The sequence below is a fragment of the Bradyrhizobium sp. 604_D8_N2_3 genome, assembly GCF_051810765.1.
Taxonomy (GTDB): domain Bacteria; phylum Pseudomonadota; class Alphaproteobacteria; order Rhizobiales; family Xanthobacteraceae; genus Bradyrhizobium; species Bradyrhizobium barranii.
Genome location: NZ_JBPWPM010000001.1, coordinates 5,896,392 through 5,914,136, shown reverse-complemented (window position 1 = coordinate 5,914,136; position 17,745 = coordinate 5,896,392). Strand labels below are relative to the sequence as shown.

General features: G+C 65.0%; 13 protein-coding genes and 2 riboswitches. Of the genes, 3 read left to right on the top strand and 10 right to left on the bottom strand.

Annotation, left to right across the window (positions count from 1 at the left end; all coding sequences use genetic code 11):
• Positions 1 to 112 precede the first annotated feature (112 nt).
• The 8 genes from AB7245_RS28390 to AB7245_RS28355 all read right to left on the bottom strand — a co-directional run bounded on the left by AB7245_RS28390 (position 113) and on the right by AB7245_RS28355 (position 10,941).
• Positions 113 to 1,534: an amidase gene (locus tag AB7245_RS28390; protein ID WP_439035162.1), complete on the bottom strand. Its 1,422-nt coding sequence runs from the start codon at positions 1,532 to 1,534 to the stop codon at positions 113 to 115.
• Between the two features lie 2 nt (positions 1,535 to 1,536).
• Positions 1,537 to 2,700, bottom strand: coding sequence for a M20 aminoacylase family protein (locus AB7245_RS28385; RefSeq protein WP_028150018.1), 1,164 nt, complete (start codon positions 2,698 to 2,700; stop codon positions 1,537 to 1,539).
• A 13-nt stretch (positions 2,701 to 2,713) separates the two neighbouring features.
• Positions 2,714 to 4,219: a M81 family metallopeptidase gene (locus tag AB7245_RS28380; protein ID WP_354097493.1), complete on the bottom strand. Its 1,506-nt coding sequence runs from the start codon at positions 4,217 to 4,219 to the stop codon at positions 2,714 to 2,716.
• A 213-nt stretch (positions 4,220 to 4,432) separates the two neighbouring features.
• Positions 4,433 to 6,082 (bottom strand): ABC transporter ATP-binding protein, encoded by a 1,650-nt coding sequence (locus AB7245_RS28375; RefSeq protein WP_439035762.1) that lies wholly within the window; start codon positions 6,080 to 6,082, stop codon positions 4,433 to 4,435.
• Positions 6,083 to 6,096: 14 nt separating this feature from the next.
• Positions 6,097 to 6,984, bottom strand: coding sequence for an ABC transporter permease (locus AB7245_RS28370; protein WP_028150021.1), 888 nt, complete (start codon positions 6,982 to 6,984; stop codon positions 6,097 to 6,099).
• 18 nt (positions 6,985 to 7,002) lie between these two features.
• Entirely contained in the window at positions 7,003 to 7,944 is a 942-nt protein-coding gene (locus AB7245_RS28365; protein WP_014494267.1) for an ABC transporter permease, read from the bottom strand.
• Between the two features lie 181 nt (positions 7,945 to 8,125).
• Positions 8,126 to 9,427: a D-amino acid dehydrogenase gene (locus AB7245_RS28360; protein WP_354100268.1), complete on the bottom strand. Its 1,302-nt coding sequence runs from the start codon at positions 9,425 to 9,427 to the stop codon at positions 8,126 to 8,128.
• A 67-nt stretch (positions 9,428 to 9,494) separates the two neighbouring features.
• Positions 9,495 to 9,609, bottom strand: a riboswitch (glycine riboswitch).
• A 3-nt stretch (positions 9,610 to 9,612) separates the two neighbouring features.
• A riboswitch (glycine riboswitch) is annotated at positions 9,613 to 9,716 on the bottom strand.
• A 94-nt stretch (positions 9,717 to 9,810) separates the two neighbouring features.
• Positions 9,811 to 10,941 (bottom strand): M20/M25/M40 family metallo-hydrolase, encoded by a 1,131-nt coding sequence (locus AB7245_RS28355; protein WP_439035161.1) that lies wholly within the window; start codon positions 10,939 to 10,941, stop codon positions 9,811 to 9,813.
• A 266-nt stretch (positions 10,942 to 11,207) separates the two neighbouring features.
• Here AB7245_RS28355 and AB7245_RS28350 point away from each other — a divergent pair, with 266 nt between their 5' ends.
• Positions 11,208 to 12,818, top strand: coding sequence for an ABC transporter substrate-binding protein (locus tag AB7245_RS28350; RefSeq protein WP_085401616.1), 1,611 nt, complete (start codon positions 11,208 to 11,210; stop codon positions 12,816 to 12,818).
• A 212-nt stretch (positions 12,819 to 13,030) separates the two neighbouring features.
• Positions 13,031 to 14,626, top strand: coding sequence for a glycosyltransferase family 39 protein (locus tag AB7245_RS28345; protein WP_439035761.1), 1,596 nt, complete (start codon positions 13,031 to 13,033; stop codon positions 14,624 to 14,626).
• A gap of 203 nt (positions 14,627 to 14,829) precedes the next feature.
• On the opposite strand, the gene AB7245_RS28340 is transcribed toward AB7245_RS28345, so the two are convergent.
• Both AB7245_RS28340 and AB7245_RS28335 read right to left on the bottom strand, forming a co-directional pair.
• Positions 14,830 to 16,032, bottom strand: coding sequence for a multidrug effflux MFS transporter (locus AB7245_RS28340; protein ID WP_404979444.1), 1,203 nt, complete (start codon positions 16,030 to 16,032; stop codon positions 14,830 to 14,832).
• Between the two features lie 179 nt (positions 16,033 to 16,211).
• Positions 16,212 to 16,793, bottom strand: coding sequence for a TetR/AcrR family transcriptional regulator (locus AB7245_RS28335; protein WP_439035160.1), 582 nt, complete (start codon positions 16,791 to 16,793; stop codon positions 16,212 to 16,214).
• 98 nt (positions 16,794 to 16,891) lie between these two features.
• Between AB7245_RS28335 and AB7245_RS28330 the strand changes: the two genes are divergently transcribed.
• Complete coding sequence (locus AB7245_RS28330; protein WP_439035159.1) at positions 16,892 to 17,671, top strand: crotonase/enoyl-CoA hydratase family protein; 780 nt, start codon at positions 16,892 to 16,894, stop codon at positions 17,669 to 17,671.
• The last annotated feature ends 74 nt before the right edge of the window (positions 17,672 to 17,745 follow it).

Genomic DNA, 17,745 nt, shown 5'->3' with positions numbered 1-17,745 from the left:
TCTCGAAGAGACGTCATGCATGGTCGCCACCATCCGTCTTGCGCGGACTGGGCATGTGGCGGCCGGTACGAGAACGTGGATGGCCGGGACAAGCCCGGCCATGACGGAATGCCTACTTTGGCGGCGGGCTCGGCCAGGGCTTCTGTGCACCGCGCAAGCTCTCGAAAGCCTTGGCCATGCCGAGCACGCCGATATCATCGAAGCGGCGGCCGACGATCTGCACGCCGATGGGAAAGCCGTTGGCGTCGAAACCGCCGTTGAGGGAGACCGCAGGGTTCTCCGACATATTCCATGGTACGGTATAGCAGATGTGCTCGAACGGCCGCATCGGATCGTTGGTGGGCGAGGCCCATTCCGCCGCATAGTTCACGTTCGGCGCGGTCGGCGAGATCACATAGTCGAGCTCGCAGAATAGTTTTGAAGCGGCCGCCCGGATCGCCATGGTCTGGTTGAACCCGCGGATAACATCCACACCCGAGAGCTTTGCGCCGGATGCGCCCCATTTGAAGATGTAGGGCAGCACCTTTGTCTGTTCGGCCGGCGTCAGTTTCGACAGATCGTCCCACATCCGCGCGCGCCAGAAATTGTCGAGGCCGTCGAGCATCTCGCGGGTCAAGATGCCGTCGACCTCGGTGACGACGCTCCCTGCGGATTCGAACGCCTTTGCGGCTTTCACTGCGACATCGCGGACCGGCCTTTCTGCCGGCAGGCCGACGCCGGCATCGAGCATCAGGCCGATGCGCAGTTTGCGCGGGGATTTCTCCAGTCCCTTCCAGTTGAGAGGCTCGGCGGGCAGGCTCATGCCGTCGCGCCGGTCGGGCTTTGCAATCACGCTCATCATCAGCGCGCAATCGTCGACCGTGCGGGTCATGGGACCGGCGACACGGCCGACATAGGTCGGGTCGATCGGCACGCGGCCAAAACTCGGTTTCAGGCCGACGAGACCGCACCAGCCCGCAGGCAGGCGGACCGAGCCGCCGATATCGGTGCCGAGATGCAAGGGGCCGTAGCCGGCCGCAGCAGCGGCGCCTGCGCCCGCGCTGGAGCCGCCGGGATTCTTGGAGAGATCCCAGGGATTGCGCGCCAGCGCATGGAAGCTGGAGAGTCCCGAGGACAGCATGCCGTAATCGGGCATGGTGGTTTTCGCGAAGATGATCGCACCGGCCTCGCGCAGTCGCGCAGCCGGCGGGGCGTCCTTCTCGGCCGGCACGAGCTTCACGCTCGCAGCGCCGAGCGGGACGGGCACGCCCTTGGTCGCGATGTTGTCCTTCACCGTCACAGGCACGCCGTCGAGCGCGCCTGATGGCTCGCCCCCGCTCCAGCGCGCGGTCGAGGCCTTCGCGGCCTCGCGCGCGCTGTCGGGATCGAACGCGTAGAGCGCGTTGAGGTGCGGTTCCCACGCAGCGACGTGCGCAAGCACGTCCTCCAGCACCTCGCTCGGCGAGAACTGCTTGGCCCGATAGCCCGCGATCAGATCGACCGCGGAGAGATCGTGCAGCGAGGTGACGGCCTCTTCGACGCTCTTTTTGTGCATTGCTAACCTACCGGCATGCGCGTTTCGATGATCCGGGCGAACATGCTGGCGCCGATCGGCAGGATCTTGTCGTCGAGCACGAAGCCGGGATTGTGCACGGGCACCGAGCCGTCGTGGCCGATCCAGAAATAAGCGCCGGGGATGGTTTGCAGCATGTCGGCGAAATCCTCGCTGCCCATCTTCGGCTGGGCGCGGGTGATCACGTTGGCGGGGTTGACGACGGTGCGCGCGACCTCCTCGACCACCTTGGACTGCTCGACCTGGTTGACCAGCACGCCGAAAGTGTCGCGGATGTCGGCTTCGATCACGCACTGATAGGCGCTCGCGATGCCGGCGCAGATCGTGCGGATGCGTTCGGCGATCAGGGCGCGGACTTCATCCGAGAAGGTGCGGATGGTGCCGCAGAGATGGGCCTCGCCGGGGATGACGTTGTAGGCGGAACCGGCGTGAATCTGCGTGATCGAGATGACGGCGGCCTGCAGCGGCTCGACGTTGCGGCTGACGATGGTCTGGATCGCCTGCGCCAGCGTGGTCGCGATGATCACCGCGTCCTTGGAGCGTTCGGGCATCGCGCCATGCGCGCCGTAGCCGGTGATGCGCAGGTCGAAGAAGTCGGCGCTGGCCATCGCGGGGCCGGGCAGGATCGCGATCTCACCGAGGTTGAGGTCGGGCGCGTTGTGCAGGCCATAGAGCTCGTCGCAGGGAAACTTCTCGAACAGGCCGTCCTTGATCATCGCGCGAGCGCCACCAAGGCCTTCCTCGGCCGGCTGGAAGATCAGGTGCACGGTGCCGTCGAAGTTTTTGGTCTCGGCGAGGTAGCGCGCGGTGCCGAGCAGCATGGTGGTGTGGCCGTCATGGCCGCAGCCGTGGAAGCGGCCGGGGATTTTCGAACTCCATTTCAGATTGGTGTTCTCTTCCATCGGCAGTGCGTCCATGTCGGCGCGCAGGCCGATGCGCTTGCTGCCCGAACCCTTGCCCTTGATCACGCCGATCACGCCGGTGCCGCCGAGACCGCGGTGCACCTCGATGCCCCAGCTCTTCAGCTTGTCGGCGACGATGCCGGAGGTGCGCACTTCCTCGAAGCCGATCTCGGGGTGGGCGTGGAGGTCGCGCCTGATAGCAGTGAGTTCGTCGGCAAAGCCGTCGATGCGGTCGATCGTGGGCATGTGTCCTGTCCGGTTAGCGTGATGGGGGCGTGAAAACGGGGCCGTTCGGCTTGATGCGGATGCCCGGCCGCAGGCGCGTCCAGGGCAGGGTGGCTGTGTCGGCCGGCATCGCGCCGGGCGCGGCGCAGATCATCAGCTTTTCCGCGATCGGCTCGAAATCGGCGCGGAAGTGCACCGAGCTCTTGTTGACCAGAATCTTCTGCGCGGTCGGCTCGATGCCGACATAGCGGTACATCGCCTGATCGGCGAGCTGCGCCTTGTGCGAGGAGACGACGACGCGGACGTCACCGATGCGCAGGCACGCGGAGGGACCCATCTCCATCTCGCGGCCACCGTAGTAGGGGCCGGGCGCGATGAAGCGGCCATCGGAGAGCTTTTCGACGATGAAGGTTTCGCGATAGGGCTCGTCGCCGGGAATGCCGGACTTGCCGCCGAGCGACAGCGTCACGGTGGCGCCGACGCCGGCTTCATGCGCGGCCTTGGCCGAGACCGGGTCGTAGATCGCGCCGGTCGCGGCGCTCGCTTTGTTGCGTACCAGCGCGCGCAGCATGCCGGTGGTGTCGGAATCGCCGCCGGCGCCGGGATTGTCCTGGGTATCGGCGATGATGATCGGCTTGCTCGCGCCCTTGGCGAGTTCCATCGCATGGCGCACGCCGTCGTCGGGCGACCAGATCTTGCCGTCGAAATCGTCCTCGTGGCTTTCGATCAGTTTGACGATCGCATCGGCCGCGCGGTCGGCATCGGCCTGCGTCTTGCCATAGGCGAACACGCTCGGGCCGCAGTCGCGGAAGTCTGCGGCGGGGAAGCCGGGCGCGAAGGACAGCGTCGGAACGGCGTCGCTCTCGAGCGCGGCAAGTTTTTCGTAGATGCCCTTGGTGGGAAAGTCATTGGTGCATTGCCAGCTGATCGCGATCAGGAACGGCAATTGGCGAAACGACTTTGCAAAGCGCTGGCTGGTCTGCAGCAGCAGGGCGAGGTGCCTTGCGGAGGCGCGGCCGGTCTCGGCCATGTCGACATGCGGATAGGTGCGGTAGGCGATCAGCGCGTCCGCGTGTTCCATCATCTCGGGCGTGACGTTGGCGTGCAGGTCGAGGCTGGCAACCAGCGGAACGTCCTTGCCGATGACGCGGCGCACGCGCGCCAAAATCTCGCCTTCGCCGTCGTCGAGATGCTCGGTCACCATCGCGCCATGCAGATCGAGATAGACCGCATCGAGCGGGCCGGCGGCGGCGATACCGTCGACCATCACCTTCACGATACGCTCGAAGGCGTCCCTGGTGACATGCGCCGACGGACTTGCGCCGCAGGCGATCGTCGGAATGAGGTTCCAGCCATTCGCTTCGGCGCAGTCGACGAAGCCGGCGAGACCGACATTGATGCGGCGCATCACCTTCAATACGTCGGCGCCTTCCGTCATGGCCGGCCAGCCGCCGCCATGCTGGAAGTCCGCGAAAGTCGCCTTCGTCGGGGCGAACGTGTTGGTCTCGTGGAGGAAGCCGCCGACGGCGATACGTGTCATTAATTCTGGTCCAGCGTTTGAAAGTGCGCGACGTTAGCCTTGGCTTCGAGGCGGGGGCAAGCGAGGAGCCCATGCCGCCGCGCATGGCTTTAAGTCATTTTCGAATGATGATGGTCGCTACCCGTCATTGCGAGTGAAGCGAAGCAATCCAGACCGTCTCCGCAGAGGGACTCTGGATTGCTTCGCTCCGCTCGCAATGACGAGTGGACAAACCTAAGCCGTAGCCGCGACGCCTTCCGACACCGGCCTGAAGTTCGCAAAATCCCAGCCACGGCCCGGTGCGGCCTCCAGCAGCGCCCTGGTGTAGGCTTCCTTCGGATGCGTCAGCACCTCGGCGGCCAGGCCCTGTTCGACGACACGGCCGTGCTGCATCACCACGACCTCGTCGCAGATCTGGGCTGCGACGCGCAGATCGTGGGTAATGAACAGGATGGCGATGCCGAGCCGGTTCTGGATCTCGTCGAGCAGTTCCAGCACCTGCGCCTGAACCGAGACGTCGAGTGCCGAGACCGCTTCGTCCGCGACCAGCACGTCGGGGTCGAGCGCGAGCGCACGCGCAATGGCGATGCGCTGGCGCTGGCCGCCGGAGAACTGGTGCGGATAGCGCGTCACTGCGTCCGCGGGCAGGCCAACGAGCTCGAGCAGTTCGCGCGCCCGCTTCATCGCATCGGCATGCGAGGTGCCGTAATTGATCGGGCCTTCCGCGATGCTCTCGCCGACGGTAATGCGCGGGTTGAGCGAGCGATAGGGATCCTGGAACACGATCTGGATCTTCTGCCGGTGCGGCTGGAGCAGGCGGCGCGAGATGTCGGCGATCTCGCGGCCGGCGAGACGCACGCCGCCGGAGGTCGGATCGATCAGGCGCACGATGCACCGCGCGACGGTGGACTTGCCCGAGCCGCTCTCGCCGACGATGCCGAGCGTGCGGCCCTTGCGCAGCGTCAGCGTGACCTTGTCGGCGGCGACGACCTCGCGGCCTTTGCCGAAGAAGGCGCGCTCCTTATAGACCTTGCCGAGCTCGTTGGCCTCCAGCACCACCGGCTCCTTGGTCTCGGGCCGCGCCGCGCGCGGCACCAGGCTCGGCACCGCAGAAAGCAAATTGCGGGTGTACTCCATGGTCGGGTTGCGCAGCACGGTCTCGAGCGGACCGGTCTCGACCAGCCGGCCCTGCCGCATCACGGCGACGCGGTCGGCGATCTCGGCGACCACGCCCATGTCGTGGGTGATGAACAGGACGGCGGTGCCGTGATCGCGCTGGAGGTCGCGGATCAGCGTCAGGATCTGCTTCTGCGTGGTGACGTCGAGCGCGGTGGTCGGCTCGTCGGCGATCAGCAGCTTCGGCTCCAGCACCAGCGCCATCGCGATCATGATGCGCTGGCGCTGGCCGCCGGACAGGCGATGCGGATAGGAGGCGAAGATACGCTCGACCTGGGGCAGGCGGACCTGCTCCATCATGTCGAGAATGCGCTTCTTCCGCGCCTTGGCGTCGAGATCGGTGTGGGCGCGCAGGACCTCGTCGATCTGACGGCCGACCGGCACCACCGGATTGAGCGCGGTCATCGGCTCCTGGAAGATCATCGCCATCTGCGTCGCGCGGAGCTGGCGCAGGCGGCGATCGGTCGCGGTGAGAATCTCTTCGCCGACCAGCTTGACGCTGCCGCCGGTCGGAACCAGCGTGCCCTTCGGCAGCAGGCCCATCGTGGTGAGCGAGGTCACCGACTTGCCCGAGCCGCTTTCGCCGACGAGACACAGTGTCTCGCCCTTATGCACCTGGATCGAGATCCCGTCGATGATGTTTGCGCCCTTCGGCTTCTTGCCGATGGAGACGACGAGGTTGTTGATGTCGAGAATTGGGTTGGTCATCACTTGATCCGTCATCACTTGCCCTCCCGCTGCTTCATGCGGGGATCGAGGGCGTCGCGGGCGGCGTCGCCGATCAGATTGATGCTGAGGATGGCGATCGAAAGCAGCAGGCCCGGCCAGAAGATCAGCGTCGGCTTGAGCTGAAAATACTGACGGCCCTCGGCCATGATGTTGCCCCAGGTCGGCGTCTCCGGCGAGATGCCGGCGCCGAGGAAGGAGAGGATGGCCTCGGTCAGGATCGCGGAAGCGCAGACATAGGTGCCCTGGACGATCAGCGGCGCGATCGTGTTCGGCATCAGATGGCGCCACATGATCTTCGGCAGGCTGGAGCCGACCGAGATCGCAGCCTCGACGTAAGGCTCCTCGCGCGCGGACAGCACGACCGAGCGTACCAGGCGTGCCACGCGCGGTATTTCGGGGATGGTGATCGCGACCAGCACGGTCCAGATGCTGGCGCCGGACAGCGACACCACGGCGATCGCGAGCAGGATGCTCGGCATCGCCATGAGGCCGTCCATGACGCGCATCAGGACGGCATCGACCAGCTTGAAGAAGCCGGAGACGAGGCCGATCGCAAGGCCGATGACGATCGACAGGATCGCCGAGCCGATGCCGATCAGGAGCGAGATGCGGCCGCCATAGATGACGCGCGACAAGAGGTCACGGCCATAGGCGTCGGTGCCGAGCAGGAACTGCGCCGAGGCCGGCTTCAGCCGCTGCGAGGGCGCAAGCTGGACCGGATCGTGCGGCGCGATCAGCGGCGCCAGGATCGAGACCAGCACGATCAGCGCGAGCAGGATCGTGGCCGCCGCAATGATCGGCGTCGAGGTGAGGAATCCGAAACGCGGCCGCAGTGGCGACGTGATCGGAATGGACGACTGGGGGAGGCTATCGACGGACATATTGTTGGTATCCTTGCCTCAGTACCGGATCCGGGGATCGAGCAGCGTATAGGCGACGTCGATCAGGAGATTGACGACGACATAGATCAGCGACGTCAGCAGGATCATCGCCTGGATGACCGGATAGTCGCGCGCCAGCACAGCGTCTACCGTGAGGCGGCCGATGCCGGGGATGTTGAACACGCTCTCGGTGACGACGACGCCGGAAATCAGCAGCGCAAAGCCGGTGCCGATTACGGTGATGACGGGCACCGCGGCATTGCGCAGCGCATGGCGCATCATCACGGCGACCTCGTTGATGCCCTTGGCGCGGGCGGTGCGGACGTAGTCCTCACCGAGCACGTCGAGCATCGCCGCACGCGTCATGCGCGCGATCAGCGCGATGTAGATGAACGAGAGCGCGCAGGTCGGCAGGATGATGCGCTCGAAGAACGGTCCAAAGCCGTTGAAGATGCTGCGGAAGCCCTGCACCGGCACCCAGCGCAGGTCGATCGCGAAGACCTCGATCAGGAGATAGCCGACCACGAACACCGGCACGGAGAAGCCGAGCACGGAGAGGCCCATCACGAAACGGTCGATCCAGGTGCCGTGCTTCCACGCCGCGATGACGCCGAGCGGCACGGCGACGATCACGGCGAGAATGATCGTCGAGAGCGCGATCGAAATCGACGGCTCGACGCGCTGGCTGATCATCTTCATGACTGGCAGGTTGGAGATCAGCGACGTTCCGAGATCGCCGTGCAGCAGCTTGTTCACCCAGGTGATGAATTGCACGATCAGCGGTTCGTTGAGGCCGAGCGAGTCGCGGATGCGTTCCAGCCGTTCCGGCGTGGCGTTATCGCCGGCGAGAATGGCGGCGGGATCGCCCGGCGTCAGCCGCAGCAGCAGGAAGACGAACAGCGCGACGACGCCCATCACGGGCACCGCGGCCAGAACGCGGCGAATGAGATAACCTAGCATGCACCTATCTCCGGCTGCGGAACTTGTGGGGCCGAGAGGCCCCTGTGGAATCGGTTCTGTCTATCATGCACGCCTGTCACTCGGGCTGGAAAGCCGGCCGGAGAAGCCGACCTTTCGGGGCAAATTGTGTGCCAAGGGCAGGGCGGTCGCAAGAGGCCGCCGAGCCTCCGATATCGGCCACTCAGGATGCATGGCGGAACTCGCGCTCAACCCTGAGTGAGGGTGCGGTCGGCGGTGCGTTGAGCCCGCGCCAGCCGTCGATGGTCCCGGCAATCATCTGCGCGGTCGCCGCCGACAAGGTCCAGCCGAGATGGCCGTGACCGGTGTTGAAGAACACGCCCGGCATCCGTCCTGCGCGCACCACGGGCATCATGTTCGGCATCATCGGCCGCAGCCCGGCCCAAGGCACGACCTTGGACGTTTCGACGCCGGGGAAGTTGCTGCGCACCCAGTCGACCAGCGGCTGCACGCGGTCGGCGCGGATGTCGCGGTTGAAGTCGTTGAATTCGGCGGTGCCTGCGACGCGGAAACGATCGGCGCCGAGCCGGCTGGTGACGATCTTGGCGGCTTCGTCGAGCAGGCTCACGGTCGGCGTCGCATTGCGGCTTGCGGCAGTGTCGAGCTGAACGGTGATCGAATAGCCCTTCACCGGATAGACGTTGACGCGCTCGTCGAGGAGGGCGGCGAAGTGGCGGCTGGCCACACCGGCGCAGACCACGACGCCATCCGCCTTCAGCATGCCGCGCGCGGATGCGACAGCATCACTGGCCGAAAGATCAGCCCAGCCGATGACAAAGCCGCCACCTGCCTGGGCAATGGAATCGATGTTGGCTTCGTGGATAAAGGTCGCGCCGCGCCGCTTGCAGGCTTCCGCAAGTCCGCGCGTGAACTTGTGGATATCGCCGGTCGCATCCGACGGCGTGTAGAAGCCGCCAAAATAGTCCTTGCGCAGCGTCGGCTCGATGGCGCGGATCTCCTCCGGCGTCACCGGGCGGCGATCGAGCCCGCCTTCCTTCAGCAGCGCATTGACCTGCAGGCCGGATTCAAAACCCCTCTTGTCGTGATAGATGTGCAGGATGCCGCGGCGTTCGAGATCGAAGTCGATGCCTTCGCGCTCCGCGATCTCGAACAGATGCTTGCGGGCTTCGATCGCGAGCCGCGTGGTCTGAACCGTGTTGGCGCGGTAGTTGCCGATATTGGCGACGAACTCGCTCATCCACGAATATTTGTGCCAGTTCGGCCGCGGGTTCATCAGCAGCGGCGCATCGCGCCGGAACATCCAGCGCAGGCCTTTCAGGATCGTGGCGGTGCTGTTCCACACTTCGGCATTGCTGGCGGAGAGCTGTCCGCCGTTGGCGAAGGACGTCTCCATCGCGGCGTAGCGGTGCTTGTCGAGCACCGTCACCTTGTATCCGCGTTCGAGCAGGGCATAGGCGGTCGTTACGCCGGTGATGCCGGCGCCGATGATGGCGATATGGGTCATGGCAGGTTCGGGGCTCCCGTGAGTTAGAGTCGGCTAACCGCCGGCCAAAGGCCGTTGGCGGCGCCCCATCTGTCACGGTTACCTGAGAGCTTGATCCGGCGCGGACCTCGGCGAGGTCAGCTCCGGACTATCCCCTTCGGTGGACGTCACGACCACATTGGCCGTGCCGCCTCTCTCCAGATCGTCCTGACGATACGGTCCTTTTGCCTGAGAGTTTCCGGGGCGGTTGCTCCGTCGGCGCCGCAACGAAAGCCTGAACTCTCGTTGCGATCTCTCCCGCATCGTCGCGTGGACAATCGAGCAGTACGATGCGCCTCATTTTTGGACAAGGCTAAATTTAAACCGCGACTGCCAACGCATTGTGCAGTGCGAAGGCTGCGCTGTCAGTCGAGCGTCGCCAGCAAGCCCGCCATCAGGCGCCCGCGTTCAACCAGGCTCTCGACCTCGATGAACTCCTCCAGCGTGTGGCCGTTGCCGCCGCGCACGCCGAGGCCGTCGAGCGTCGGGATGCCCATCGCGCCGGTAAAGTTGCCGTCGGAGCCGCCGCCGGAGCTCGCATGCGGCAGCTCAGTGCCGAGCGATTTGGCGATGCCGCGCGCCTTTTCATACAGCGCCATGGTGCCGGCATCGGGCTCCCATACGGGGCGCGTGACGCCGCGCGTCACCTTGAACGTGACATCATTGGACGTGCCCGACAGCGCCAGCATCCGCTCGACGCCGCGGTCGAGATCGGCCTGGCGCTTGGCCATGGACAGCGCCTCGCCGGTGGCGGTCGTGGCAACGCAATTGACCCATTGTCCGCCATGCACGACGCCGACCGAGAAAGTGCAGTCCTCCGTCGTCATCGCGTCGATGGCGAGGATCTGCCGCGCCATCTCGCGGATCGCCGAGCGTCCGGCCGACAATGTCGCGCCGGCATGGCTCGGCCGGCCCGTCGCTTCCAGATTGAACCGCGCGATGGCGTAACGTCCGGTGGTGACACCGTTGTCGGCGCGGCCCGGTTCGGGCACCAGCACATATTTGTTGCGCGCGGCTTCCGCCTCGATGATGTCTCGCGTCGAGGGCGTGCCGACTTCCTCGTCGGGCGTGAACAGCACGGTGATCGGCAGCGGCGTGGTGAAGGAAGCGCGTGCCAGCTGCCGGATCGCTTCCAGCGAGAGATAGTTGCCGCCCTTCATGTCGTAGATGCCGGGGCCGTAGCACTTGTTGCCATCGCGCCGCCATTTCAGCTTCTCGATGGTGCCGACCGGGTGGACGGTATCCATGTGGCCGGCGATCAGGATGCCCGGCTCGCCCTGTTTCGGATGCGGGAAGCGCGCGCGGATCACGCCGCCGAAGCCCTGTCGACCGCCGATGCGTTCGATCGTCGCACCCATGATCGCCATATCCCGCGCTGCGATATCGAGCATGCGGTTGACGGCGCCCGCGTCCCAGGTCGGGCTCTCGCATTCCACCCAGGTGCGCAGGCCCTCGAGCATCGCCTCGGAATCGAAGGGAAGATTGGCTGGATTCATCTTAATGTCTCTCAAGCTCGAAAGATGGAACGCGCATTGCATTGGCGCGGACGGGACTGGCGGAAAGCGTTGTAGAGCCAAACCGATCTTTGTGGAGCCCGTGGGCGCGCCGCTTGGGGCTGCAGCGAAACCGGATTGACGCGCTCAGCACTGTCTGCAAGTCTCGAAAGACAAAGGCATCGCATGAGGTTAGTTCGCCTAAAGAACGAACCGAATGCTCAACCAATAACCTGCCTTTGAACAGTTTCACGTCAGGAGAAACTTTTATGTTGAGCTTGATGCGCCGGGGGCGTCGCGCGTTCGCCTCCACACTTGCGCTATCGGTCGTTGCGCTTTCGACGGCGATGGCCTCGCCGGTACTTGCCGCCGCCAGCAAGACCATCACCGCGGTGATGCATTCGGATCTGCGCATCATCGATCCGATTTTCACCACCGCCTACATCACGCGTGACCATGGCTACATGGTCTACGACACGCTGATCGCGACGGACTCGAATTTCAAGATCCAGCCGCAGATGGCGGACTGGAAGATCTCCGACGACAAGCTCACCTACACCTTCACGCTGCGCGACGGCCTGAAGTGGCACGACGGTACGCCGGTGACGGCGGAGGACTGCGCCGCTTCGCTGAAGCGCTGGGCCGCGGTCGACGGCATGGGCCAGCAGATGATGCAGTTTACTGCGAGCATCGAGGCGACCGACCCCAAGACGATCACGCTGAAGCTGAAGGAGCCCTACGGCCTCGTGCTCGAATCCATCGGCAAGCCGTCCTCGCGCGTCGCCTTCATGATGCCGAAGCGTCTCGCCGAAACGCCGCCGGACAAGCAGATCCCCGAGCAGATCGGCTCCGGCCCGTTCAAGTTCGTGCAGGGCGAATTCCAGCCCGGCGTGAAGGCGGTCTACGTCAAGAACACCGACTACGTGCCGCGCAAGGAGGCGTCGAGCTGGACTGCCGGAGGCAAGCTGGTCAAGGTCGATCGCGTCGAATGGATCACCATGCCGGATGCGCAGACCGCAGTGAACGCGCTGCAATCGGGCGACATCGACTTCATGGAAGTGCCGCCGTGGGATCTGCTGCCCGTCCTTGAAGGCAATGCCGACCTCAAGACCGAGACGCTGAACAAGTTCGGCTACCAGACCCTTGGGCGCATGAACTTCCTCTATCCGCCCTTCGACAATCCGAAGATCCGCCGTGCCGCACTTCTGGCGATGAACCAGAAGGACGTGCTCGACGCGCTCGTCGGCAATCCCAAATACTACAAGATCTGCGGTGCGTTCTTCATCTGCGATACGCCGTTCGCGACCGACGTCGGCTCGGAATCGCTGGTCAAGGGCAACGGCATGGCGGAAGCCAAGAAGGCGCTCGCCGAGTCCGGCTATGACGGCACGCCCGTCGTGGTCATGGTGCCCGGCGACGTCGTGACGCTGAAGGCGCAGCCGACGGTCGCGGTGCAGTTGCTCCGCGAGGCCGGCTTCAAGGTCGACGCGCAGGCGACCGACTGGCAGACGGTGGTCAGCCGGCGCGCCAGCCAGAAGCCTCCGAAGGAGGGCGGCTGGAACATGTTCTTCACCAACTGGGTCAGCGCCGACGTGTCCAACCCGATCGCCAATCTGTCGATCGGTGGCCAGGGCAAGAAGGGCTGGTTCGGCTGGGCGGAAAACGCCAAGATCGAGAAGCTCAAGGACGACTTCGTCCGCGCCGCCTCGCTCGACGATCAGAAGAAGATCGCGACCGAGATCCAGAAGGAAGCCTATGACCAGGTGATCTACGTGCCGCTCGGCCAGTATCTGGCGCCGAGCGCGTGGCGGAAGTCGCTCACCGGCGTGCTCGACGGCCCGGCGACGCCGGTGTTCTGGAACATCGACAAAACCGAGTAAGGCGAGGGCGCCCAGCGCGCCTTCCCCGATTGTTACGCGGCGTCGCTGTCATCAGCGGCGCCGTTTTCGTTTGTCAGCCTCGCGTCAGCTTTTAACTCTTCCAATGTCCATTTATTGCTATTTGTTTCTGACTTGAAATAGATGTGCGCAGTTCGCACATCACTTCCTTCCTGCATTTGAGTCCCGTGTCGATTGATTTTACATTTCGGGCGATGGCCGAGCGGTCCGATCGCGCGCCGGCGCGATGGCGGCGGCCTTTCCTGCGCTGGCTCGACGGCGTCGAGACGGGCTGGGCGGTGCCGCTTCTTATTGTGTGCTTCGTCGCGCTCTGGACGGTCTATCTCGCCGTCGCCTATGCCGGCAGCGGCCTGCACCCCGATACCCTCGAGGCCTGGACGCTCGGGCGCCGTTTCGCGTGGGGCTACCACAAGCATCCGCCGCTGATGGGCTGGGTTACGGCGGTGTGGACCTCCGTCTTCCCGCTCAGCGACTGGTCGCTGCAATTGATGGCGATGGCCAATGCCGGGCTCGCCCTGTTTTTCGTCGACCGGATCGCACGGCAGTTCGTGACCGGGCACAAGCGCATCCTGGTGCTGCTGCTCCTGATGCTGACGCCGGCCTATCAATTCCACGCCCAGCGCTTCAACGCCAACGCGGTGCTGCTTGCGCTCTGGCCGCTCGCGACCTGGTGTTTTCTGCGCGCGTTCGAGACCCGCAGCGCGGCCTGGGCGGTCGCGGTAGGATGCACCACGGCGCTGGCGATGGTCGGCAAATATTATTCGGTCTTCCTGGTGGCGAGCTTTGTATTTGCCGCGCTGGCTCATCCCGCGCGCCGCGCCTATTTCACGTCCGCTTCGCCGTGGATATCGGTCGTGGTCGGGCTCGCGGTGTTGTCGCCGCACATCTACTGGCTCGCGACGACGGGGGCGTCGGCCTTCACCTACGCGATGGCGCACGCCAACGGCAACTTCGTGAGCTCGCTCGGCGAGGTGCAGAACTTCCTGCTCGGACTCGTGGCGGCCATCAGCGTATCGGCCGTCTTCTGGGTGATCATCGCAGGCACACGGCTGAAACAATTTGCGGCCGACTTCGCCGCGATGAGTTCCGGCCTGCGGCTTCTTCTTTACGTTGCGATCGGCACGATCGTGCTGCCGGTCCTGACGTCGCTGGCGATGGGCACCGATCTGCCGTCGCTATGGGCGCTGCAAGGGCTGTTCCTGTTCGTCGTGCTGATCGTTTGCGGCACGCGCTACCCGATCGAAAGATTCTACACCGTCAATGTCACGGTCATCACCGCAATCGTTGGGCTCGCCGCTGTCTTCGTCGCCGCCCCGATTCACGCCGTCTATCGCAACAATCACGGCTACGAAGAGGGCCGGAATTTCTACGCGCAGGTAGCTAACGAGGTTACTCGCGAATGGCACGAGCTGACCGGGGAACCGCTCAGCGCCGTCAGTGGCGACGATTCGCTGGCCTTTGCGACCGCGTTCTACAGTCCGGACCATCCGTATTACGCGCGGCCGTTCGAGTTTCAGTACACGTGGGGCATGCCGCGAAAGACGACATTGGATCGCGGTTGGGCCGCGCTCTGTTTCAGCGGCCAGGACTATTGCGGCAGGTGGATGGAGTCCGTGTCCGCGCGCGCCGAGCATTTCGTCAAGCGCCAGTTCACCGTGCAGGCGACGCTATGGGGCAAGCCCGGCCTGACGCGGGACGTGGTCGTGCTGATCGTGCCACCGCGAACAAGCAGCGCGACGCCCGAGAGCGCCGCGCAGGACTTCAGCGCCAGCAGGCGCCCGACGGACTAGGCTTCGCGCTCAGCAGTGGCTGTCGCGGATTCGCTCGAGGCCTTCGCTCGCGAAGGGGGGAGTGAACGCAGTTTGGTCGGCGCCCGGCGTCGGGCGTTCCGTTTCCGCCCGATCCGGGGTGGTGTTGTCTTCGCGATGTTCCGGTTCCATGAGGCGGCCTTTCGAATTGCTGCAGTACAACATCGATGCGGCCGGGAAGTTCCTCATGCGATGGGACGATGATGCGGCTTGAACAGCCGTCCCTTTTCCACCACCAGCACGATCGCAAGCGCCGCCAGCGTCGACAGGAAGAAGCCGACCGAGAACGGCAACAGCGTGCCGTCGAAACTCTGTCCGATCGCCATGCCGACGACGATGCCGATCAGCGTCGTGATCGAGCCGTAGAGCGAGGAGGCGGTGCCGGCGATGTGGCCCTGCGGCTCCATGGCCAGCGCGGTGAAGTTCGCGACCATCATGCCGAACGAGAACATCATCAGGGCGGACAGCACCATGAACAAGGAGAGCGGCAGCATGCCGAGGCTTTCCGTCAGCAGCATCACGCCCGCAACCGCGGTGTAGAGCGTCAGCGCGCCGTGCGAGATCACGCGCATGCCGAGCCGTCCGACCAGCTTCGCATTGAGGAAACCGGCGATCGCGGTGCCGGCCGCGATCGCGGCGAAGGCAATCGGGAAATAGTGGCCGAGATGATAGACGCCGGTGAAGACCTGCTGCGCCGAGAAGACATAGGCAAAGAGCGCGCCTATCACGCTGCCGGCGGCCGTCGCATAGCCGATGGTCTGGCGGTTGGTCACGGTCTGCCGGAACGCCGAGAGCACGTCTGCGGGCGCCAGCGACCTGCGTTCGGACTCGGGAAGGGTTTCAGGCAGCCGCAGCACGCTCCATGCGAGCGCGAGCAGCCCGTAGAGCATCAGGACGACGAAGATGCCGCGCCATTGCGTGACCAGCAGCACCGCCTGCCCGAACGAGGGCGCGATCACCGGCACCGCGATGAACACCATCATCGCGAGCGACATCACGCTCGCCATCCGGCGGCCGACATAACAGTCGCGCACGATCGAGGTCGCGATCACGCGCGTTGCCGACGTGCCGAGCCCCTGCAGCGCGCGCGCCAGCAGCAGCGTCTCGAACGAGGGCGCGGCGACCGCCAGCACGCTCGCCACCGCATAGACGGCCATGCCGCCGAGCAGCACCGGGCGGCGCCCGAAGCGGTCCGACAACGGGCCCATGACGAACTGCCCGGCGCCGAAGCCGATCAGGAAGGTCGAGAGCACCAGCTGAAGATGGTTGGCGTTGGGAATGGCGAAGGCTGCCCCGATGTTGGGCAGCGCCGGCAGCATCATGTCCATCGCAAGCGGATTCAGCGCCATGATGGACGCGATCACGATGACGAATTCTGGAAAACCCATGGGCCGGTGTCCCGAGGACACCCAATCGTCGGCATTGACGTCGGACAAAGCTCACCTCTGAAAATCAGAGGCTTTTTGATCGGTTATGCTGCGTCGCACAACCCATGTTTCGGGATGGCTGACAGGCGGGTGCACAAGAATTGGTGATGTCGCCGGCTCGGGAAGGGCTGCCTCGTCCATCATCGCGCGCTACGGGCCTGCTCGACCAGGCCGAGCGCCAAGCGTCCCGCGGTGTCGACATAGTCGAGATCGCGATGGATCAGCATCACGGTCGTGGCGCCGTCGAGCAGGATCACGAGCTGGCGCGCGACCGCCGCTGCACCGGCAACGCCATGCCCGCGCAATTCGGCTTCGAGCCACGCTTCAAAACGCTTCTTGTGCGCCGCGCCGGCCTTGACCGCGGGATGTGCCGGCGTGTTTGCGAGCTCGGCGATGGTGCGCAGGAATCCGCAGCCGCGCCATCGCGGCGTATTAACGGAGCGTCCGAGCCTTGCGAAGAGACCGCGGACCTTGTCGGCCACCGTGCCCTCGGTCTCGGCGAACCAGCGCATATAGAGCTCCAGCGTCGGCTGGTCCCTGGCCGCGATGGTCTCGGCGACGAGCTCGTCCTTGCTGGTGAAGTGATAATAGAGCGTCTTCTTGGTGACGCCGGCCTTCTCGGCGACCGCGTCCATGCTCACCGCCCTGATGCCTTCGCCATAGAACAGGCGCGTCGCCGCGATGACGATCTGCTCGCGAGTGGTGTCGCCTTTGCCTGACATCGCGAATGTATACTGCCTAGTGAGTATACACGACAAGAGCGCTGTGGCTGACTTCCGCGCCTGTTCGACCTGGAATTCGACTTGGAAGGAGCCTGCACTTGTCCGATCTCATACTCTCCGAAACGCGAGGCGCTGTCGCGCTGCTGACGTTCAATCGCCCGAACAAGCTCAATGCGCTGAGCTACGCCCTCGTCGACCGCCTGATGGCGATCCTCGATCGTATCGAGGACGATGCCGATATCCGCGCCGTGATCCTGACCGGGGCGGGCGACCGCGCCTTCTCGGCCGGCGCCGACATCGCCGAGTTCTCGGAGAGCGTGAAATGCGGGCCGGACGCGGCGGTAAAGGCCTTCGCGCGGCGCGGGCAGGCGATGACGGCGCGCATGGAGGCATTTCCGAAGCCGATCATCGCCGCCGTGAACGGCATCGCCTTCGGCGGCGGCTGCGAGATCACGGAAGCTGTGCATCTCGCCGTCGCGAGCGAGCGGGCGAGCTTTGCCAAGCCCGAGATCGCGATCGGCATCACGCCGACCTTCGGCGGCACGCAGCGCCTGCCACGGCTCGCAGGCCGGAAGCGGGCGCTCGAATATCTCCTGACAGGAGATTCCTTTTCACCACAGCGGGCTCATGAGATCGGTTTGGTCAACCAGGTCGTGCCGCACGGGCAGCTGCTGGACGCAGCCTTCGCGCTGGCAGACCGCATCACGCGGCATTCGCGCCTGGCGGTCGCCCGGGTCATCACCGCCGCCACGCGGGGCCTCAACGTCTCGATCTCGGAAGGCCTCGCCATCGAGAGCGAGCAGTTCGCACGCATGGCGGCGACCCGGGACGCGCGCGAAGCACTCGATGCCTGGCTTGCCGCCCGCTTGTCGCGGTAGGGGTAGCGCGGCGGATCTGGCGGTCACGGCGACAGGGAACCTGTTCCCCTGCCGTCCAGACGGACGGCTGGCAA